Source organism: Dehalococcoidia bacterium, from assembly GCA_041653995.1.
Taxonomy (GTDB): Bacteria; Chloroflexota; Dehalococcoidia; order GIF9; family UBA5629; genus CAIMUM01.
In genome coordinates this window covers 51,465-72,115 of sequence record JBAZEK010000005.1, presented here as the reverse complement: position 1 = coordinate 72,115, position 20,651 = coordinate 51,465, and the positions used below count along the sequence as shown (strand labels likewise).

Sequence of the window (20,651 nt, the reverse complement as noted above, 5' to 3'; positions counted from 1 at the left end):
TGTGCGTAATGCTGATATATTGATCTAAGACGAATAATTACGGTAATCCTGGGTGGAGAAAGATTACGCCGAGTCATCGAGTATTCAGCGCAGGTTGCTTGTTATTACTGACGGCAGCCGTTATATTTGCGGGCTGCTCTCAGTCCGATAATACTACCTCCGCTGCTCCAATAACCACGCCGGACCGACCGGGCGATCCCTATATCGTTTATCAGCGCAGCGGAGGATTGAGCAATATGGGGGACACGCTCAGCATATACGAAGGCGGCGATTGCGAGCTGGTGGGGAAAAACGGCGACCTTCACAGGTGCCAGGTGCTGTCGCTTAAACTGGGTAAAATCGAGCAGGCCTTTGAGCAGGCCGGCTTCTTCGCCCTGCCGGAAGAATACCCGGGCAACTCGCAGGCGGACGTCATCAAATACTGTATAAATTATTCGGCGGAGGGCAAAAAGCACCGCGTGACGGTCTATTCCAACGCCATGCCCGACCCGCTGATACCTTTGATCAGGGAACTCGACCAGTGCATCATGCTCGTCTCGATAGCGGGCGTCATTTCGCAGCCTTAATCAGCACTGAGACTATTCTATCAGCCGTATGTCCATCCCAGAGGGGAATACGAGATTTAGATTCAGATTTAGATTTAGATTCAGATTTAGGGCGGGATTTGAGGATTTTAGCGGCCTCCCGCGCCAGTCCGGCGCAGTCGCTGCCCACCAGCCTGTTCCCGCCCGCTTCATGCGTGATGCGCCACACCAGATGGTCCATCACGGTCAGGCAGGGCACACCCAGCACCGCCGCCTCCACCTGCACACCGCCCGAATCGGTTATGATGAACCTCGCCCCCATCTCCAGCCTGAGCATGTCGCTGTAGCCCAGCGGCGTCGTGAGTATGATGCTGGACGCCGGCCTGTCCAGCCCGAATTCGAGCAGGTTCTTGAGCGTGCGCGGATGTGCAGGAAAGACCACCGGTATTTTGCGCGAAACCTCCTCTATCCTGGAGATTATTAATTTCAGCTTCTCCCGCTCGTCTACGTTGGCGGGACGGTGCAGCGTCAGCAGCGCGTACCCCCCGTCCTTCACGCCCAGCCTGTTCAAAACCTCCGAACGCCCGGCGCTCTCCCTGCCCATGACAAGGCTGTCCGCCATGATGTTGCCCACGCGGTGGATCCTGCCGGCGGGTACTCCCTCTTTTTTCAGCTCGGCGTCATCGTACTTCGAGGTCGTGAAAAGGTACTGCGAGATGTGGTCGGTCAGCCGGCGGTTTACCTCCTCCGGCATGCCCATGTCCCCCGTGCGCACCCCCGCCTCCACGTGCGCCACCGGTATGTGCAGCTTGACCGCCGCCAGCGCCGCCGCCAGCGTGGAGTTCACGTCCCCCACCACCACCACTAAATCCGGACTGGCCCTCAGCAGCACCTTCTCGAACTCCATCATTGCGCTGCCGGTCTGCCAGGCATGCGTGCCCGAGCCCACCCCCAGGTGTATATCGGGCCGCGTCAGATTCAGGTCCTCGAAAAAGACCTGCGACATCTGGTAGTCGTAATGCTGGCCGGTGTGCACCAGCATGTAATCGATCTTGGGATTAAGATTGAGATCAGGATTCAGGCGGGAGATATTCGCGTTGTGCCTGTCGAAGGCCCGTATCAACGGGGCGATCTTCATGAAGTTGGGACGCGCCGCGGCTACCAGTGTGATTCTCATATCAATTTAATGAACTCCTCAACCGATATCCCCGCCTGCCTCAGGATGGAAAGCAGGGTTTTAGGCGCCAGTTCGCGTCGGTGATAGGGAACCGTGACTCTGCAGCCGGTTGAACTGTGTTTCAAAATATAATGGCTGCCCCGGATGCGATGAATGATGAATCCCCTCCTGAGCAAGGCCTCCACAGCCTGCTTGCCGCCGGTCCGCGGCAGTTTCAAGCAGTGACCTCTACGAATGCCTCCTCTGTCTTTTCGCCCGTTGGAATGGGCTCACCATCGGCTATGAGGCTCTCTATATATAGCTCAATTGCCTCCTTGATGTTCGCCAGAGCTTCCCCTCTGGAATCGCCTTCACTGATACAACCCGGCAGCAGGGGTACTATCGCGGTATAACCACCAAGTTCATTTGGCTCCAGGATGACTTTAAACTTTCTCGTCATATGCTCTCTACCTGCCTGCTACCTCTTGATGCGCAGTCTCCTCGTGGGGATTCTTCATCCTGCGCTCTAACTCTTTTCTGAATTTGGTCCTTAGAACCAGGCCTGAATCGGGGTCACCAAAGAACTCGAGCATTTTTTGCTCTATCAGTTGTTCAAGGTCATCCAGCGTTAAATCCTTAATCATGCTCATCGTAGATCTGTTCCAGATTCTACCGGTCATTATAATGCATTTGTCCTGCCGTTGACAGAGATCAATCTGTAATCACCGTTTATTGCGAACTGCCGACGGCCTCCGCCACCTGTCTCACCTGCTCCTCCGTCATCTCCGGGTAGATGGGCAGTGACAGCACCTCGTCCTGCGCCTTCTCGCTCACGGGGAAATCGCCCTTCACGCCGCCCTGCGCGGCGTAGACCGCCTGCAGGTGCAGCGAGACGGGATAATAGACCATGCTGGATACTCCCTTTTCGCTCAGGCTCTTCTGCAATGCGCCGCGGTCCGTCCCGGCCTTCAGCCTGACGGTGTAGTAGTTGTAGCAGTGGCGGCTGCCCGTTTTCTCGTGCGGCGCCGTCACATACGGGATTTCTCCCAGATATTTCGCGTACAGCGCGGCCACGCGCCGCCGCTGCGCTATCCAATCGTCCAGACGCCTGAGCTTGACGCGCAATACGGCCGCCTGCAGCCCGTCCAGGCGGCTGTTGAAGCCGGGCACAAGGTGATAGTATTTCTGCTTCGCGCCGTGGTTGCGCAGCATCCTCAGGTTCTCCGCCACCCCAGCGTCATTGGTCACCACCATGCCGCCGTCGCCGTAGGCCCCCAGCACCTTGCTGGGGAAAAAGCTCAGGCAGCCGGCGTCGCCGATGGAGCCGACTTTGGCGCCTGAGTACGCGGCGCCCAGCGCCTGAGCACAGTCCTCGATCACCTTCAGGCCGCGCTTTTTCGCGATCTCCATGATAGGGTCCATGTCCGCCGGGTGCCCGTAAAGGTGCACCAACATGATGCAGCGCGTCCTGGGTGTGATCTTCGCCTCGATCAGCGAGGGATCGATGTTATATGTGACGGGGTCGATATCCGCGAAGACCGGAGCGGCGCCGCACTGCGTGATGGCCTCGGCCGTGGCGATGAAGGTGAAGGGTGTTGTGATTACCTCGTCGCCCGGCTTTATCCCGCAGGCCAGCAGCGCCAGCTGCAAAGCCTCGGTGCCGTTGGCCACGCCCACGGCATGGGACGTCCCGCAATAGCCGCCTATTTCACTCTCGAAGGCCTCCAGCTCGGGGCCGCCTATAAATTGCGCGTTCTCGATCACGCGCCGCACCGCCCCGTCGATCTCCTCCTTGAGCGAGGCGTACTGCGCCTTGAGGTCGACCATGGGTATGCTCATGCTGCTTCCTCCGTTACCTTCTCGCTGTCTTTCGCGCCCCGCTTTTTGTAGCGCCTGCCGCAGGACGGGCAGTCGGCCGACTGCGAACGGCCGAAATCGAGCTTGACGCCGCAGTTGCAGACCCAGCCGTTCTGACGCGCGGGATTGCCGTAATACATGGCGTGGTCGGGTACGTCTTTGGTGACCACGGCGCCCGCCCCGATGAAGGCGTAGCGGCCGATGGTGTTGCCGCACACGATGGTGGCGTTGGCCCCGATGGTCGCGCCGCGCCTGACCATCGTGGGACGGTACTCATGCTTGCGCGATACGTGGCTGCGCGGATTGAACACGTTGGTGAAGACGCAGGAGGGTCCGCAGAACACGTCGTCCTCCAGCACTACGCCCTCGTAGACCGAGACGTTGTTCTGCACCTTGACGTTGTCCCCCATGATTACGCCTTTGCCGATATATACGTTCTGCCCGATGTTGCAGCCTTTGCCTATCTTCACATCCGGCATCACGTGCGCGAAATGCCAGATTTTGGTGCCTTTGCCCACCTCAACCGGGCCCTCCACCAGGCTGGTCTCATGCGCGAAATAGTCCCCGTCTTCAGCCCCGCAGGCCACGGCGCGCCCGCCCTGCTCCAGCGACTGCTGGCAGTACGAGAGCACCTCCAGCACCTGCAGCCCATTGCGCCCGTCCACGCGCGGACGTCCGCGCGTCTCGATCGATTGAATGAAATCCCGACACTCGAGTTTGAGCGGCTCCTGCATCTCGACCTCCACCACGCGCGCCTGCTTCTGATGCGGCACCGGCCTGTGCTCTATCCACTCTATCTCGTGGTCGTAGATCAGCAGCTTGTCCTTCGGCTCGGTGTCGTTGAAGACGGCCATCTTTTTATCGCCCACCACCACCAGCCGCTGCTCTTTGTAGGGGTGCAGCCAGCTCACGAAGATGTGCGCCCTGATGCCGCTTTTAAAGCTGAAATTGGTCATGGTCACGTCGGCGATGTCGCGGTGCAGGTAGTAGCCGCCGTGCGCGGACACCTCCTGCGGCATGTCGCCGGCCAGCAGCAGCATCACGGAGATGTCGTGCGGCGCGAAGCTCCACAGCACGTTCTCCTCCGTGCGCAGCTTGCCCAGGTTCAGCCGGTTGGAATAGAGGTACTCGATCTTGCCCAGCTCGCCCGCGTCCACCATCTGCTTGAGCCTGAGCACCACGGGATGGTACTCCAGCAGGTGCCCCACCATCAGTATCCGCCCCAGTTTATCCGCCAGTTCCACCAGCTCCCGCCCCTGCTCTATTTTAAGCGCCAGCGGCTTCTCCACGAAGGCGTCCTTGCCCGCCTCCAGCGCGGCCCTGGCCATGGGATGGTGCAGCACGGCCGGCGCGGCGATCACCACGCCCTTGACCTCGTCGTCCTGCAGCACATGGCGGTAATCGCCGCAGACTTTTAAATACGGGTACTGCCCCTTGAACTTGCCCGTGACCGCGGGATCGGTGTCGCAGATGGTATGCAGCGCGCCCAGCTCGGCGAAGTTGCGCACCAGGTTCTTGCCCCAGTATCCGCTGCCCACTACGGCTATGTTGCGGGCGATTTTATCTGTGTCAGCCATTTATTCCCCCAGCCTGACGATATTTTTGCCGCGCATCTCGCGGGTGGCGCCGCGGGCGTCGAAAACCAGCCGCGCGTTGCCGGCTATTTTTACATAATCATAGGCGCTGTGGTCGGTGGCGATCACAACGCAGTCGTATTTCTTGAGCGAGCCGTAATCGAGCTTTACCGCGGCCTTCGCGCCGGAGGGCAATTGTATCTGCGGGACGTAGGGATCGTGATAGTCCACGCGGGCGCCCCTCTGCTGCAGTATGGCGATCAGCTTGACGCAGGGCGAGGCATGCACGTCCGCCACGTCTTTTTTATAGGCCGCCCCCAGGGCCAGTATCCTCGCTCCGCCCAGGCTGATGTCGCGGCTGTTGAGCGCCGCCGTGACCTGCGCGGCCACGTAGCCGGGCATGGACTCGTTGATGTCGGCGGCCAGCTCGATGAAACGCGTGTGGAAGTCGTACTCCAGCGCTTTGTCCGCCAGGTAGTAGGGGTCGAGCGGTATGCTGTGGCCGCCCGTGCCCGGCCCGGGGTAAAAGGGCATGTAGCCGAAGGGCTTGGAGGCCGCCGCCCGTATCACCTCCCATACGCTGATGCCCATCTTGTCGCAGAGCTGCGCCAGCTCGTTGACCAGCGCCACGTTTACGCTGCGGAATACGTTCTCGAAGACCTTGGTCATCTCCGCCACCTCGGCGGAGGATACGGGCTGAACGCTGTCGGCCACGCTGCCGTACAGCAGGCAGGCCAGCCGGGACGATCCGGCGTCGATGCCGCCCACTATCTTGGGTATGGACCGCATCTGGCGCGCGGCGCCGCCCGGGTCGGACCTGCCGGGTGAGAAGGCCAGGAAAAAGTCGCGCCCCGCCTTCAGCCCCGACCTCTCCAGCACGGGCAGCATCACCTCGCGCGTGGTGCCGGGGAAGGTGGTGCTCTCCAGCACGACCAGCTGCCCTTTCTTGAGATAGCGCGATACCTGCTCCGCCTCGTAGTTGATGTGCGAAAGGTCGGGCTTGCGCGTGCGCGTGAGCGGCGTGGGCACGCAAACGCACACCACGTCGGCCTGCTTCAGCTTCGAGTGGTCGGTGAAGGCCGTCAGTTTGCGGGAGCGCACCAGTTTGCCCAGCATCTTCTCGTCCACGCCCGCTTTATACGACCGCCCGCGGTTGACCAGGTCCACGCGCCTCTGCTGCAGGTCGATGCCCAGCACTTTGAACCCGGCGGACGCGAAGGCCGCCGCCAGCGGCAGGCCCACGTATCCCAACCCTATCACGGCCACGACCGCGGATTTGTCGCGTAATTTACCTTCGAGTTGAGCCATTTCAGACAGGCGTCCTTTTAGACAGACGCATGCGGTATTTTATACGCCTCGCATGTATTAGACAAGTTCGGCGAGAACATGTCATTGCGAGCGCCCCCGAAAATGTCATTGCGAGGAACGCAGTGACGAAGCAATCTTGTGCGTTATTGCGCGTACACCGGATTGCCACGTCGCATTCGGCTCCTCGCAATGACTGTTTGCTGTCCGGTCATTGCGAGCGACCCTGAACATGTCATTGCGCCCGTCAAAAATGTCATTGCGAGGAACGCAGTGACGAAGCAATCTTGTGCGTTATTGCGCGTACACCGGATTGCCGCGGCCTTCGGCCTCGCAATGACTGTTTGCTGTCCGGTCATTGCGAGCGACCCTGAACATGTCATTGCGAGGAACGCAGTGACGAAGCAATCTTGTGCGTGATTGCGCGTGCACCGGATTGCCGCGGCCTTCGGCCTCGCAATGACGCTATTCTTTTCGATACGCCAGGAAAAAGGCCGCCAGCACGCTCATGACCGCCAGCAGCAGCGCCAGAAGCGGCCAGGTGATATTGAAACGCAGCAGGAAGGCAGGCGTGGCGGCCAGGCGGCTGACGAAGTCGATATACATCCGCGCCATGGGCTCCAGCGACGGCCTGTGCACGCGCTCCATGGTATCGTCGTCGTCGAACAGCCACACGGGACCGCTGATCAGGCTGACCACGGGCAGGCCGGCGCGTCCGAAATGCTGCGCATCGGTGGGCACGCCCAGCGGCGTTCCGGTGGGGAAGACCAGCGTGCGCGTAAGCCCGGCATCGGCCACCGATGCGGCATACAGGCTGACCGTGACCGGGTTCTCCGTGATGAAAACGCCGCGCGGCTCGGCGCCGCCCGCCGGCTCGGCCGGCGGCACGTAGTCGTCCGAGATATGCTCGATGGCGATATCGTAAAGCGCCTGCTTCATGATGCCGTCCCTGTGTTTCTCGATGAATACATCGTTGGTCGCCCCGCCCACCATATGTCCCCCGGTGAAGAGGAAGATCATGGTGAAGGGCCTTTCGGATTCGGGGACCTGCGCGTAATAGCCGGCCAGCGCCAGCACCATGCCGACGCCGCTGCTGTCCTCCACACCGCTCCTCCAGGGCGAATCGTGGTGCGAGTGGAAAATAATGGCGTCCTCGCTGCGGCCGGGCAGCACCCCGTAAACGTTGGCGCTCTCGCCCGCGCCGGGGGCGGTCCTGGCATCCAGCTCTATTCTAACGGTGGTCTTTCCGGCGGCCACCTGCGCCTTGAGCTTGTCCCCCGCCTCCTCCATCAGGTACATGCCGGGTATGCTTCTCATCTCTCCGTCATAGGGGGCGTAGTAGGTGAATTTGCCCATCTCAGGGTAGCCGCGCAGTATGCCGATGATGCCGGCGGGATGCCGCGCCTCTGCCTGTTTGTAGAAGGATATGTATTTCATCATCCAGCCGATGGGATAGGGATGCCCCCAGCCTTTGAGTGCGTTTTCAGGCTCGTAGGCCATGTAGCTGAAGAGCTTCATCTGGTCCCAGCTCACATCGGTAGGCGGTATATCCACAAGGACTATTTTATTCTCGATATCCTGCCAGTCGGGTTTTGAGATATTGCCCAGGTAAACGACCTCGGCCTCGCTGCCGCCCCATTCGGCGGGACCGCTGTAGGGCACGTAGAAGGACTCGGGCTGCCAGGACGCCTCCGTGCCCGGCTGCACCGTCACGCCCCACTTCACAGGCTCCCAGTAGTCGAAATTGCACTTCTCGACATAGACCTGCTTGAAGCCTGACAGCTCCAGCATCATCCGCAGGTAGACGATGGCGGCCTGGTCGGCCTGCGAGCCCGGCCTGCGCTCGCCTATGGTATAGACGTCGCCGATCAGTTTCATGATGCGGTTTTGCGAGGGGACTGATGCTGGATCGGCGCTCTTGACGGGCGGGGTGGATGTGGCGATCACCGAGATGGGCGCCAGTATCAGCGAGATGACCAGCAGCAGGCCCAGGGCGCTCCAGGCCAGCGCAGGCCTGTCTTTCGGCCTGGCCGCACGGGGCCCCAATGCGTAGAGGATGACCCCGGCCGCCGCCGGTATCAGGCCCGCGACCAGGAAGGGCAGGGAATTGCCGGTGAACGCGGCCGGCATGGCCAGCAGGCGGACTATCACGCTCAGCCCGGCCAGCGCCGACAGCAGGTACTGCAGCAGGAACCATACGGCGAGGCTCAGCCAGACCGTTCCCAGCGTGCGCAGCCAGAACGGTTGGCGGGCGTTGATCCAGAGCGTCACCAGGAAGATGACCAGCGGCGGGAAGAGGAAGTACCACGTCATGAACAGGGCCAGCCCCAGGCCGGACTTGTCCAGCGCCAGCGCCGCCAGGAAGGGAAAAGCCGAGAAGAGGATGGATAGCCCCAGCGAGACGAGCAGGGAGACTATGAGGGGGCGGTTGGCTTTGAAAGGACAGCTCTTGGCTTCACACGTCATGTGATACTACCTCCTTGAAATTCTTTCGGTCATTGCGAGGAGCCGCAGGCGACGCGGCAATCCTGTATACACGCAATCACGCACAAGATTGCTTCGCTCCGCTCGCAATGACGAATTAATAAAAACCGGCAATGCCGAATTAATAAAATCCCGCCACTGAATCCCAACCTGTAATCAGAAAACCCTTACGCCGGGCAATACTCTGGTAAGGCATTTTCCTTCCGTGCCGGCCGGCCCGTTTTCGCCGCCGGCATCCACGCAAACAGTGGCCGCCATATCGGAAGAGTAGCCCCAGCTGTAAGCGCCGAAGACCAGCGTCCTGGTCTCGCCCGGCGCCATGGGGGGTATGTAACCTGTCGCCGCCACGTTCTTGCCCACATACAGCTCTGAGCTCGACGCCAGGGACTTTGCGTCACCCGTATTGCTCACCGTGTAATATACCATGCGCGCCTCGCGGAAAAGGTCGATCGCAGTCAGCGAAGCGTGTGTGGTCGGGAAGGGAAGCACGGTGACGCTGACGGACTTCATGGAGGACCCGCCGCTGTTGAGCGCGGTCAGCGTGTAGGTCGTGTCGGCCGCGGGGCTGACCAGCCTGCTGCCGCCGGCGCTGACGGCGCCGATGCCGGGCTGGATGACAACGCTGCTGGCGTCCCTCACGTTCCAGCTCAATGTCAGCGACTGACCGGCCGTGATGCTGTCGGGCACCGCCGAGAAGTTGCTGATCACGGGCAGGGCAACATCCGGTGACAGCCGCACGGTGAACCCGGCCGACGATACCTCCCGGCCGTCCAGGTAAAGCTTCACAATGTATTCGCCGGGAACCCAGCCGGTGACGGGCGCGTCGGCCGGAAATATGAGGTAGGGTCCGCCGGCTACGGCCAGAGTCTCCTCTTTAATCGTTTTCCACCCGTCGCTGCCGCCGTAAAGCCATGCGGCGCTGAGCTCCCCCGTGACGGGAAGGCCCGCCGTGCCCACCGAGCAGATGATGCGCGGCGTATCCACGCTGAAGACCGTGGCGCTGTTGAGCGGGCGACCGTCGGAGTCGACCAGCGTGGTGAAGACCGCGGCGGGACGCGCGGCACAGGCGGACAGGGATAGCAGCACAAGAGCAAGGACCAGCAGGCACTTAATCGTTTTCATCGCATTTAACCTTCCAGCATTATTAAGGGCGCTGTTTCCACCCCTCCATTGAGAGCCCTATTTTCACTTCGTCATTGCGAGGAGCCGCAGGCGACGCGGCAATCCTGCGTACTCGCAATCACACACAGGATTGCTTCGCTTCGCTCGCAATGACAGGTCACGCTCTAATGTACCGGTTTTGCCTGCAACTCTAGTCGCTGACCTGGATCAGCCTGGCTTCCTTCCAGATGGCGTAGTCTTTGGCGTAGCTGTTGCCGGCGTCCACCTGCAGCAGGAAGAACCCCAGAGCGCCCTGCTGGTCGCTCAGGTCCAGGTCCCAGTCCTCGAATTGCCCCGGCACAGTCATCTTCTTTTCACCCAGCCAGCGCAGCGTGTCGGTGGAGTCCAGGAAGCCGAGCTTGAAGGTGACCCCGTCGCTGCCCGTGGCGTAGTTGGAAAGCCCGACTCTCGCTTTAAAATGCAGCTTGGGCGGGACGAGTATGCGGTAGACCCTTGTCACGCCGTAGGGGTCCATATAGAAGATGCCCCATTTGCCGCGGATAAATCCCTGCGGCTTGGCCTCGGGCACCATCTCCAGCGAGCCGTCCGACATCTTGATGTGGGCGCCCTTACTGTCGCCCTCGGTCAGCCCCTCGGTATAATCGAGCCTGTCCCAGCTGTTGTAGTAGGTGGGCAGGTGCGCTATGGGCAGCAGGTCGTAGTTCCACAGGTTGCCCCAGATCTTGTATATGCAGTTGTTATTCTCATTGGTCTCGGTGGCCTGGTCTTTGGCGTCGGCGCACACCTTGACCGTGTGGTTCTGGATGCTGGGGTCATAGACAACGTCCACATCGGGGTTCCATGACCCCATCCCGCCCGTGTCCGCTCCGTACGGCCATTCGTAGCTGGAGAAGTTGAGCACCTTCTCCTGGCCGGGCTTCAATACGTCCACGAAGCTCTCCCCGCCCATGGGCGGGAACAGGTTGTCCACGTACAGGCGCGAATAGGTCTGGGGGGAATCGATCTTGCCCGCGTTCTTGATCCTGTAATATATCATCTTCCCTTCCAGCCAGGCTTGTAAAACGGTCAGGTCCGGCTGCCCGGCCAGCGGCGCGGTCACGTAGACCGTCGCCTCGCTCTTGGTGGCCCCGGCGTCGTTGGAGGCGGTCACCTGGTAGGTGGTGGTCACCATGGGCGTCACGCTGCGCGTTCCCACGGCCGGTATGGAGCCGATCTCAGGCTGCAGGCTGATGCGGGTGGCGTCGCTGATATCCCAGGTAAGCGTGACCGACTGACCCTGCGGCACCGTGGTGGGCGAAGCCGAGAATTTGTTGATGCGCGGCCAGCCCTTCTGCGCCGCCAGGTTTTCGACCTTGAAAGGCGTGCTGGTCACCTCCTGTCCGTTGGCCGTGACCGATACCGTATAGTCGCCCTGGGGGAAGCCGCCCGGCGGCGGGTTCATGGCAAAGGCCAGATAGCCCGTGCCCTGTCCGGTCTGTGTGTTGTTGTACATGGTGGTGTTGGCCAGGTTGGGGACCTCGCCGCCCAGGTAAGTGAGCTTGACCAGCACCTGCGTGTTGGCGGGCGCGTTATTCAACCTGACCGAGAGGTAGATCACCTCGGCATTGACCAGGAATGTGGTGGAGGCGTTGATCGGACGCCCGTCCCTGTCAACCGCGTTGGCCAGCGTGGCATCGCTGACCGCGGCCGAAGGGCCGTTCTGGTCGGCCACCCTGACCTTGACGCAGCCCGGCACAGCTATCAGTGTGACTATCAATAATAAAGCTGAAATAAAATAACGGTATCTGCTCATGGGAACCACCTCCGGTCAGCGTGATGCTGTAATGATAAGGGACGGCTATAAGGGTGTCAAGGAATCACCAGTTGAGCACCAGGCAGTTATTGGCCTTATCGTATTCGCTGATATTGTTATAATCGTCGGCGCAGACCCTGACCGGTATTTTATAGGTGCGCTGCGTGCCGTAGGTCCATTTCAATATAGGGAAGGCATAGCTCCTCTCCTGGCCCGGCGCCAGTATCTCCACCCTGCTCTGGTCCGCGGCCAGGCCGTTGACGTAAAGGCCTGTACGGGTTTCCCTGGCCTCGGCGCCGCCCACGTTCCTGATCTTGTAATAGGCCTTGTCCCCCGACACCCAGAAGTCCACCACGACCAGCTCCGGTTTGTCGGTGGTGAACGAGGTCACCTCCACGAATACCTTCTTGGTGGTCGTGCCCACGGAGTTGGTGGCGGTCAGCACATACTCCTGGCTGACGGCCGGGGAGACTATTTTGTTGCCCACGGACTGGACATTGCCCACCGCGCTGAGGTCCACCTTCGTTGCGGCGGTCGTGCTCCAGCTCAGCACCACGGCCTGGCCCCAGGTGATGGCCTCCGGCTCGGCCTTGAAAAAGGTGATGGTGGGCGCGGGCACGTCGGCCTTCTGCGGCGCCTTGATCTTGAAACGGGCGTTGGCGTACTCTTTGCCGTTGACAATTACTTTAATGATGTACTGGCCGGTCTCCCAGGCCCCTCCCGAGGGAGGCGGGTGGCCGAAGGAGAAATAACGGGTGCCCTTGAGCGTGATGGAATCATCGTACAGCGGCCGGTTGACCTCCCTGTTGTTGCCGTCCTTGAAAAACAGCCAGGCGGCGGTGACCAGCGTATCCTCAGGCGCATTGTTGATGCGGGCGGACAGATAGATGGTGGGGGTATCGGCGTTGAAGTCCTCCCTTGCCACGCCCATGGCCTGGCCCTGGGCGTCCACCACGGCCGCGGTGGTCACCTCCGAAAGCGACATGGCGGCCGGGTCCGCCGGGGCAACCACCTCGGGATTGACTTTGACACAGCCGGCTGCGACGATCAAAAGAACTGATAAGACAAACAATTTACGCATGAAACCACCCGCATTTTTTTATTCATCATATTTCAGGGGCAAGGCATTGTCAATGATGTTTTATTCTCCGGTCATTGAGAGCGCTATTTATTACGTTGTCATTGCGAGCCCCTTTTATACATTGTCATTGCGAGGAACGCAGTGACGAAGCAATCTTGTGCGTGATTGCGGCTATACAGGATTGCCACGGCCTTCGGCCTCGCAATGACCGGGGAAAAAGGAGGAGGGGCGGCTTGCGCCGCCCCTCCTTTGCTATCGAGTGCCTGTGTGGTGGTGATTACACCCTGCGGGTTTTGAAGATGAGGATGAGGGTGACGATCACGAGGATGGCGCCGATGGCGATGATGACCCAGACCCACAGCGGGGTTGCAGGCTCTGAAGGAGCAGGCGCCGGCGGTTCCGGAGCTGCTTCTGTCTGCATGCTGAAGGTGGCGGACCAATCACTCGGGATGTTCTGGCCGTTGACTTCCAGGGCCTTCACACGCCAGAAGTAATTGGTGCTGTAGTCCAGGGTGCCGTCGTATTCGTAACCGGTGGTGGTGGTGGTGGCGGTTACGACCAGGCTCTTGAACTCAGGATCCTTGGCGAGGTCGAACTGATACTTGGTCGCCTCTTTCCAGGGGCTCCATGAGAAGGAGGCCGGCTTTACTTTGCAGCCGAGGCAGCCGTTGTTGGGGGCCAGCAACTGTACGCCGTAGTACGGGGTGTTGACGATGAATCCCGCCTTGACGGTGAAGCTGCGAACCTCAGACCACGGGCTGGCAGCGAACTGCTGCGTGGCTGAACGTGCGGAGCGGACCCTCCAGTAGTAGATGGCGCCGGCTTCAGGCAGCGCACCCGGAGCTATCCAGGCGGCCGGTGAAGTCATGTTGGTGGCGTCCATCTGCATCAGGATCGATCCGGTCACGGTGGAGATGGCGCCTGCGTTGCTCACCGCAGGATTGACCCTCAGTGTGAACGCGGCGTCCTTGGCGATCTGGAGCTGGTACCAGGTTGACAGACAGAGCTGTTCCCAGGCCAGGTCCACCTGCTGGTTGCGGCCCGTTACCGGGTCGGCGCCCACCAGGTACTGATCAGCCGGGCTCTTCAGGATCGGGCCTTTCTTGGCCAGACAGTCGGTGTAAGCCCAGAGCATGCCGCGCCTGATAGTCGGCGCATAGCCGAATCCGGTGAGATCGAGTGCGGCGATGTACTGCGGGAAGTTCCACATGCGGCCGAGGAGCCTTGCGGCATTGTAGTTAACCCTCAGACCTGCAGCATAGAGCCAGTTGCCGCTCTCGTCATCGATGGCGTAGAGGGTGGTGTTGGTGTCGAGAGTGCAGCAGCCGCAGTATTTGAGCGAGGTCGGCTCGAGCGTGAACTTTACGCCGGCAGTGGTGATGGGCGCAAAGATGTCGAGACAATCCCAGCCGATGCCCGGCTTGGGCATGCCGTCGCGCGGCTTGAGTGTGCGGCAGACGGCGCTGTTGTCCATCAGGACCGAGGTAGTGATGTTGTCATGCGCGCTGTACAGCGCCGGCTGGGGATCGCCTGTCCAGGCCTGGACCAGGCCGAACTGGCCGACGATGTGCGGCGGGTTGATGGCGGGTGCAGGCCATGCCAGCAGCGGCTCGGCGGCGAAGATGTAGGCGTTGCCGTTGGCGGCTGCCATCATGTCGTTGTCGACCCACCTCTGGAACGAAGGAGCCGTGTTGCGATAGACGGTGCCCATGCCGGTGGCGGCCAGGGCGTCATCGCCGACGTAGATGAAGCTGTTGTTCTTGAAGTCCACGTCGAAAATGACATGCTCTTGACCGTGGCCGGAGATGGACTCGGAGCCGGAGGTGAAGCTCACGCCCTTATCGGCGGAGTAGGCCACCGGGTAGGATGAGACTGCGCCTGCGCCGACCAGTACTTTACCGTCGGGAACAGCCACGATGGTGTGGGTGGTCTCGAGGTTGGACTGGTAGGTGGGCAGGTTGGTGGACCAGGCGGTGCCGGTGTAGGGCAGCCTCTGGACCATGCCTGATCCGTTAACGGTGTACATGGTGGTGCTGGTCTCGAAGGCGAAGTCCTGGATGGCGAAGCGCGGTGTGACTGTCGCCCAGTAATCGCCGTAGTCCGGAGACCAGGCCATTGCCCTTGTATTCTGCGCGGCCCAGCCGACGATCTCGCCGTCAGGCTTGTCGGTGCAGGACGGGACGACCCTCAGTATGGGCAGGTCGCTCTGCGGTCCCGGAGGGCAGGTCATGAGGGAGGTCGGGCGTGCGTACACGCGCTCCCAGTAGGTGCCCAGCGGGGGAACCGCGGGCAGCGGGGCAGCCACGTTGGGATTGATGGTGGCGCGCCACACGCTGTCAAACGAGTTACAGGTGGTGAGGCCAAGATTGGTGTTGGACGAGGCCAGGTAGATGGTGGTGCAATCGGGCGCTACCGCCACGTCGTTGAACCAATCGATGGTGGTGTTGATCAGGACGAGCTGGTTCCAGGTCTCGCCGTTGTTGCGGGAGATGGCGAATGCAGACTCGTCGTTGACTACCGGGATTGCATACTGCTGGAGATACCAGGGTGTGCCGAAAGCCTCGGCAGGCTGCGAGCCGGTGGCTGCGTAGCCCAGTGAGCCGTCGGCGTTCCAGGCGACGATAGCTGCGCCATCGCCGGTCTTGGCTGCTGCGCAGGCTATGTTGGCGGCGCCGGTGGTCGGCTTAAGGGCCGGGTACCAGCACGGGATGGGACAGGTGGTCGGCGAGTCCGTGAACCAGGTGGGCACGGTCGCCGAGCAGGAGAAGCCGAAGCGCTCGCCTGCCAGCAGTTTGCCGCTGGCATAGGTGCCGAAGTATGCGATGGAGTAGATGCGCTTGTCAGCGATAGTGGTGGTGTCCATCAGGGTGTAGATGGTTGTGTCGTCGACACGATAGATACCACTGTTCAATACTATGCTGTTGACGTCAAGGCTGATGTATGCCCTGCGCAACGAGGCCGACTGTCCGGAGAAGTCGGACGGAAGCTGCAGGGATACGTTCCTCAGCACGGCATTGCCGGCGGGAGCCGGTCCCGTCGGGTTGGCTACTACGACGCCCGGGAATGTGTAGCCGTAGGCTGTAGTAGTGTTCATGTTGAGGTCGCGCATGGCTACGTTGAAGTAGGTGGCTGCGGGGACGGAGTAGACCAGCGCTACCGCGGAGTCGCCGCTGTAGGTCGGCGAGAATTTGAGGGCATAGATACCGGTGTCAATAGCAGCAGCGCCGCTCCACGGGCTGAGCTGCTGGTTCCAGGTGGTGAAACCGGTGGAAGACCTGACATACCAGGCGCCGGTGCCGGCAGCGGTGACGGTGCCGAAACCGATGTCACGCTTTCCGCCGTAGTCTATAGAGATGTCGAGACAGCGGATGGTCGTGCCTGCTCCCAGTGTGTAGGTCGCGGTTGCGAAGTCATAACCCGCAAAAGCCAGGTCCCAGTTGTTGCCGCCGTCGGAGGAGTACCAGATGTTGACGGGGCCGGTGCCCGCGGCAACGGCACCCACTGAACCAACGTCGGAGGTGACGGCCATGACTTTGGGGTCGTCAGGGGCGATGGCAACCTGGAACAGGTTGGCGCCGCCGGGGAAGTTGGGGCTGCGCACCAGGGCCAGGTCGCGGGTGATGGTGGCAGCGATGCCTGAGTTGGTGCTGTAGTAAAGGCCGGTGAAATATCCACCGTTGGGATACAGAGCCCACTCAGCAGCGGGGTTGTTATTCACACCGACCGTGGTGCTGGTCGGGGCTACGGCCGTGACTACGCCCGCGGACACACGGTCAAACCACGTGCGGTCGATGAAGGCGATGGTCATGCCGTCGTTGCCGGCGGCCATGCCGTTAATGCTGCTGCCCATGCCGTTAAAGTTACCGATGGTGACGTCCTTTTCATTAAGGATGTCGTTCTTTCCCGATACCGACATCGGGGTCGAGACGGTGTCCCACTTCATGATGCCCGGGTCCGCAGACACCGCTGACGGCGCTGCGATATTGACCGGTACCACGAAGGAGGCAACCATCAATATAGCTGCGAAAACTCCAAGAATGCTTGGAAACCTTGTTTTCATTATTCCTCCTGATTTTTTTAAACCCGGTAAGCCCACTCAGGGCTGTTTTACGGCCCCGGACTTATCCCTCCGGGAACCTCCGCGCAAAATTTTCGACCTCTTGCGGGAGGTTTTTTCCAGGCAACCCCCACCGTTACGGCGGCGGCGGCCCTGCAGGTCATTTAAAGCCGGCCTGACTACGGCTGTCCCCCTCGTGTCGGACGCTGCGCCCCGGGACCAGGGCAGATCTTTCTTATTGCCGCGGCAACGCGTACAGGAAACCGCAGCCTTTTCGGTTGCACATCACCTCCTTTAATATAAAATTCCCAATGCACAAGAGACAAGGATATACCTTGCCTTGATTTCAAGTATATCATATCGTGTCAATAGATAAAGATTGAGATTAAGATTGAGATTCAGATTCAGTCTGAGAAATCAATAGTAGTATCCCCTCACCCTCTGTATAAAGGCCCTCAACAGCAGGATGAAGATGACTATGAGGACAAGGCTGACGCCGGCCACCACCCAGAGGTTGACCAGGCCGACCTGGAAGGCGTAGGGAGAGAGCGCCCATTTGCTCTTGTTGCCCGACACGTCCAGGGCCTGCACGCGCCAGTAGTAGGTGCCCGGCTCGATATTCATGGTCACGCTGGTCTCGGTGATACCGCTGCGGCGCATGCCGGGCATGAGCGGGAAGAAGTTGAGGTTGTCGGCCACCTCAATTGTGTAGAGCACTGCGCCGCTGTCGTCCTTGGCGGCCATCCAGGTGAAGGTAACCGGCTGGCCGCCCATCACGCCGAAACGATCCGTGGTGGGGGAGATGGGGGCGGGAGATGTGGGCGGGTTGTTCTCCACCGGCAATTCCCAGTTGGCGATATTGCCCGCGCGGTCGGTGGCCACCAGCGTATGCTTGCCGGCCGATGTCTCGGGCACGGTGAAATTGTAGGTGAAGCGGCCGTTTTTATCGGATGTGGGGGAGGAGGTGACCACCGCATCGTCGTACTTGATGGAGACCTCGCTGCCGGGGGCAAAGCCGTAGCCGCTGATCGTGGCCGACTTGCCCGCCAGAGGCACGGCCGGCTCGATAACGATATAAGGAGAGATCTTGAAGCGCAGCGTGGCCTCCTGGTTGTACATCTTCTGGGCCGTGGCCTTCATCACATGCGTGCCCGCCATCAGGTCGGGAACCGGCACGCCGGCGGTGAAGCATCCCTTGCTATCCGATTCAAGCTCGAGGTCCAACGGCTCGCCGTCTATATAAAGCTGTATCTTGTCGGAGGGGGTGAAACCGCTGCCGGACACATTGGCCGTGGAGCGGGGCAGCAGCTTGTCGTCTTTGCAGACCAGGCCGGGCGTGACGTTGAATGCGAAATTAATCATCTGTGCAGCGCGGCCCGCCTTGATATAGTGGAAGTAGTTGGTGCCGTTGACGGCCTGGGGCACGCTCAGGCTGACGGTCATGGACTGTTTGAGGCGCTCGTTCCAGCCGTCGGCCAGCATGACCGCCGTGGGATCCGATCCGTCGTCATCACCGGTGGCGCTGCCGCTCATGGTGGCCGTCTTGCTGAACCAGATCTCGTAATTGCCGTCCAGCGGATAGCTGCCGCTCTCAATCAATATGGTCACCTGCGTGCCGGTGGGCCCCGAATTGGGGGTCAAAGTCGTGGTAATGCCGCACTTGCCGCCGGCGCAGCCCTGCCCCTCAACGGGCAAAGGCGCCAGCGCCGGCAAGAGGGCAATAAAAAGCGCAAATATACCTGTCAGATATAAGTATATCCTCATATTGACAATTTAAGCGGTTTGATTTCCTTTGTCAAGCGTTCAGATACGGAAGTGACATAATCCTAAGAATATTAATAGAACAAATGTACGCAAAATATGTAGGGGCGTTGCTTTAGCTGCGCCCTATCACCATTATGTCATTGCGAGCGAAGCGTGGCAATCTTGTGCATACAATTAGGGTGACAGAAGATTGCCGCGTCGCCTTCGGCTCCTCGCAATGACTCTTTCAATCATGGAATGTGTTCAGGATTTCGGATTTACCCTATAGCGATATGATTCCTCTTCTGACCGCCGTGATGACGGCCTGGGTGCGGGCGTTGGCGTCAAGCTTGCGCAGTATGGAGGTCACGTGGTTTTTAATGGTCTGCTCGCTGATATCAAGCATGCCGGCGATCTGTTTATTCAGGTAGCCCTTGGCCATATAGTTGAGTATCTGTGTCTCCCGCGGTGTGAGCGGCGAGACAAAGGTCTCTACGCCCTTGCCCCAGGAGAAGTCCTGGAATTGCTCCAGCACCTGCGCGGCCACTTTAGGCTGCGAGAGGAAGCTGTCATTGAGGGGGTATTCGCCGCGCGAGGCCCGGCGGATAATGGTGATGAGCTCCTCGGAGGAGATATCACGGCTGACGTAACCGGCGGCGCGCGCCTTGATGGCCATGAACAGGCCTTCGTCGTTGGGGGCGGGCGCTATAACGATCACGGCCACGCTGGGCACATGCTGCTTGACCACGCGCGCCAGCTCCATGCCTTCGCTGTTCAGGCTGATATCCAGCAGTACCACGTCGGGTATCTCGTTGACAACCCTGGCCAGCAGCTCGCTCTCGCTGCTGACCTCGGCAGAGATAATGATATCGTCAGCCTCTTTGAGGAAGAACTCGACGCCTTTGCGGAAAAGAGGCTGCCTGTCCGCAAGAATGACCTTAATTTTCCCTGATTGTACCGTCAATAGACTCCTTTTATAGTATCAATATTACATTATATATATAACGGCGGGCAATACGGGGAGGTTGAGATTTAGATTTAGACTTAGATTTAGATTAAGATTCAGACTCAGATTTTGTGCATTATTGGGACGACGCTGCGAATCCTTAAGTTTGCCTAAGTCTGAATCTGAGTCTTAATCTTTTGCTTTACATTTCGCTTCTGTCGAAGAGCAACCTGTTGAGGATGACCGTCCAGGGGTGCGGGCTTGCGCGCAGGTCGGCCGGCAGGCCTGCCGTCAGGCGGCGGATAAGTATGAGCGCGACAACGCCCGTGAAAACAAGCGTCATGTCGATCGGCCGGTCGAGCAGGGCCGAGCTGACCGGGCAGGAGGCGAATCCGATAATGACGGCCAGGGGAAAGACCAGGCTGGGCGACCCGCCCAGGCGAAGGCGCTCGTTGAGGTTGCTGCCGCTTTTCTTCCAGCGCAGGGCGGTGCGGATCAGGAATCCGGCCATGGCTATGGCCAGCGCGATGACGAAGATGAGAGGGACGCCGTAGGCAACGCTGAGCGTGAAATTGATGCCCACGCTGACCGTGTTGCCGCGCTCGCCGTCGAAGCGGCGGAAGACCGGCCACATCTGCCCGCACAGGGCCGCCAGGCCCGCCAGCCCGTTGACGATCAGCGGGAACCCCAGCAGGAATCCGGCCAGCACCGGCAGGATGCCCTTGAGTATGTCCAGCATAAAGCCGAGTATTCCCCAGGGGCGGCCGACGTTGTACCACAGCGCGTGATGCAGGTCGGGCTCATGCGAGAGGTCCACACCGCGCATGCGCCCGATCAAGATCATGAAGGGTGTTGCGCCCAGAAAGTACGAGGCGATGATGAGAAGTATATATAGATATAACATGAATCAGGGGAAATTATACCATATTGTAGGGGCATTACTGTAGGGGCGTAGCTTTAGCTGCGCCCGAATAAAATTTCAACGAATCGCCCGCATCGGGCGGATTTTT

At 60.1% G+C, this 20,651-nt stretch carries 16 protein-coding genes; 1 reads left to right on the top strand and 15 read right to left on the bottom strand.

Annotation, left to right across the window (positions count from 1 at the left end; all coding sequences use genetic code 11):
- Window positions 1-98 precede the first annotated feature (98 nt).
- Window positions 99-566, top strand: a complete 468-nt coding sequence (locus WC359_12135) for a protealysin inhibitor emfourin (protein MFA5401186.1) — start codon at window positions 99-101, stop codon at window positions 564-566.
- Here WC359_12135 and wecB read toward each other — a convergent pair.
- The 15 genes from wecB to WC359_12060 all read right to left on the bottom strand — a co-directional run bounded on the left by wecB (window position 550) and on the right by WC359_12060 (window position 20,545).
- Entirely contained in the window at window positions 550-1,701 is a 1,152-nt protein-coding gene (gene wecB, locus WC359_12130) for a UDP-N-acetylglucosamine 2-epimerase (non-hydrolyzing) (GenBank protein ID MFA5401185.1), read from the bottom strand. The two genes, WC359_12135 and wecB, sit on opposite strands and share 17 nt — an antisense overlap.
- Entirely contained in the window at window positions 1,698-1,919 is a 222-nt protein-coding gene (locus WC359_12125; protein ID MFA5401184.1) for a type II toxin-antitoxin system HicA family toxin, read from the bottom strand. Before WC359_12125 ends, wecB begins: the two co-directional genes overlap by 4 nt.
- On the bottom strand, window positions 1,916-2,140 hold the full coding sequence (locus WC359_12120) for a type II toxin-antitoxin system HicB family antitoxin (GenBank protein ID MFA5401183.1): 225 nt from the start codon (window positions 2,138-2,140) through the stop codon (window positions 1,916-1,918). Before WC359_12120 ends, WC359_12125 begins: the two co-directional genes overlap by 4 nt.
- 7 nt (window positions 2,141-2,147) lie before the next feature.
- Complete coding sequence (locus WC359_12115; GenBank protein MFA5401182.1) at window positions 2,148-2,330, bottom strand: hypothetical protein; 183 nt, start codon at window positions 2,328-2,330, stop codon at window positions 2,148-2,150.
- A gap of 79 nt (window positions 2,331-2,409) precedes the next feature.
- Entirely contained in the window at window positions 2,410-3,519 is a 1,110-nt protein-coding gene (locus WC359_12110) for a DegT/DnrJ/EryC1/StrS family aminotransferase (protein MFA5401181.1), read from the bottom strand.
- Window positions 3,516-5,114 carry a Gfo/Idh/MocA family oxidoreductase gene (locus WC359_12105; GenBank protein ID MFA5401180.1) on the bottom strand — a complete coding sequence of 533 codons (1,599 nt, stop codon included), beginning with the start codon at window positions 5,112-5,114 and terminating at the stop codon, window positions 3,516-3,518. Before WC359_12105 ends, WC359_12110 begins: the two co-directional genes overlap by 4 nt.
- Complete coding sequence (locus tag WC359_12100; GenBank protein ID MFA5401179.1) at window positions 5,115-6,419, bottom strand: nucleotide sugar dehydrogenase; 1,305 nt, start codon at window positions 6,417-6,419, stop codon at window positions 5,115-5,117.
- A gap of 462 nt (window positions 6,420-6,881) precedes the next feature.
- Complete coding sequence (locus WC359_12095; protein MFA5401178.1) at window positions 6,882-8,882, bottom strand: hypothetical protein; 2,001 nt, start codon at window positions 8,880-8,882, stop codon at window positions 6,882-6,884.
- Window positions 8,883-9,056: 174 nt separating this feature from the next.
- A complete protein-coding gene (locus tag WC359_12090) occupies window positions 9,057-10,022 on the bottom strand; it encodes a CARDB domain-containing protein (GenBank protein MFA5401177.1) in 966 nt (321 codons plus the stop codon).
- 190 nt (window positions 10,023-10,212) lie between these two features.
- On the bottom strand, window positions 10,213-11,814 hold the full coding sequence (locus WC359_12085; GenBank protein MFA5401176.1) for a CARDB domain-containing protein: 1,602 nt from the start codon (window positions 11,812-11,814) through the stop codon (window positions 10,213-10,215).
- Between the two features lie 64 nt (window positions 11,815-11,878).
- On the bottom strand, window positions 11,879-12,895 hold the full coding sequence (locus WC359_12080) for a CARDB domain-containing protein (protein ID MFA5401175.1): 1,017 nt from the start codon (window positions 12,893-12,895) through the stop codon (window positions 11,879-11,881).
- A gap of 277 nt (window positions 12,896-13,172) precedes the next feature.
- The gene (locus tag WC359_12075; GenBank protein MFA5401174.1) at window positions 13,173-16,955 is read right to left on the bottom strand and encodes a hypothetical protein; all 3,783 of its coding nucleotides are present in this window, start codon (window positions 16,953-16,955) and stop codon (window positions 13,173-13,175) included.
- Window positions 16,956-17,369: 414 nt separating this feature from the next.
- The gene (locus WC359_12070; protein MFA5401173.1) at window positions 17,370-18,716 is read right to left on the bottom strand and encodes a hypothetical protein; all 1,347 of its coding nucleotides are present in this window, start codon (window positions 18,714-18,716) and stop codon (window positions 17,370-17,372) included.
- Between the two features lie 262 nt (window positions 18,717-18,978).
- Window positions 18,979-19,659: a response regulator transcription factor gene (locus WC359_12065; protein MFA5401172.1), complete on the bottom strand. Its 681-nt coding sequence runs from the start codon at window positions 19,657-19,659 to the stop codon at window positions 18,979-18,981.
- Window positions 19,660-19,843: 184 nt separating this feature from the next.
- Entirely contained in the window at window positions 19,844-20,545 is a 702-nt protein-coding gene (locus tag WC359_12060; GenBank protein MFA5401171.1) for a glycerol-3-phosphate acyltransferase, read from the bottom strand.
- Between the last annotated feature and the right edge of the window lie 106 nt (window positions 20,546-20,651).

Bases quoted from the DNA above. Each gene is read 5' to 3' on its own strand.
- WC359_12115 (MFA5401182.1), bottom strand. From the start codon at position 2,330: ATGAGCATGATTAAGGATTTAACGCTGGATGACCTTGAACAACTGATA.
- WC359_12060 (MFA5401171.1), bottom strand. From the start codon at position 20,545: ATGTTATATCTATATATACTTCTCATCATCGCCTCGTACTTTCTGGGC.
- WC359_12085 (MFA5401176.1), bottom strand. From the start codon at position 11,814: ATGAGCAGATACCGTTATTTTATTTCAGCTTTATTATTGATAGTCACA.
- wecB (MFA5401185.1), bottom strand. From the start codon at position 1,701: ATGAGAATCACACTGGTAGCCGCGGCGCGTCCCAACTTCATGAAGATC.
- WC359_12090 (MFA5401177.1), bottom strand. From the start codon at position 10,022: ATGAAAACGATTAAGTGCCTGCTGGTCCTTGCTCTTGTGCTGCTATCC.
- WC359_12105 (MFA5401180.1), bottom strand. From the start codon at position 5,114: ATGGCTGACACAGATAAAATCGCCCGCAACATAGCCGTAGTGGGCAGC.
- WC359_12100 (MFA5401179.1), bottom strand. From the start codon at position 6,419: ATGGCTCAACTCGAAGGTAAATTACGCGACAAATCCGCGGTCGTGGCC.
- WC359_12075 (MFA5401174.1), bottom strand. From the start codon at position 16,955: ATGAAAACAAGGTTTCCAAGCATTCTTGGAGTTTTCGCAGCTATATTG.
- WC359_12080 (MFA5401175.1), bottom strand. From the start codon at position 12,895: ATGCGTAAATTGTTTGTCTTATCAGTTCTTTTGATCGTCGCAGCCGGC.
- WC359_12095 (MFA5401178.1), bottom strand. From the start codon at position 8,882: ATGACGTGTGAAGCCAAGAGCTGTCCTTTCAAAGCCAACCGCCCCCTC.
- WC359_12120 (MFA5401183.1), bottom strand. From the start codon at position 2,140: ATGACGAGAAAGTTTAAAGTCATCCTGGAGCCAAATGAACTTGGTGGT.
- WC359_12070 (MFA5401173.1), bottom strand. From the start codon at position 18,716: ATGAGGATATACTTATATCTGACAGGTATATTTGCGCTTTTTATTGCC.
- WC359_12110 (MFA5401181.1), bottom strand. From the start codon at position 3,519: ATGAGCATACCCATGGTCGACCTCAAGGCGCAGTACGCCTCGCTCAAG.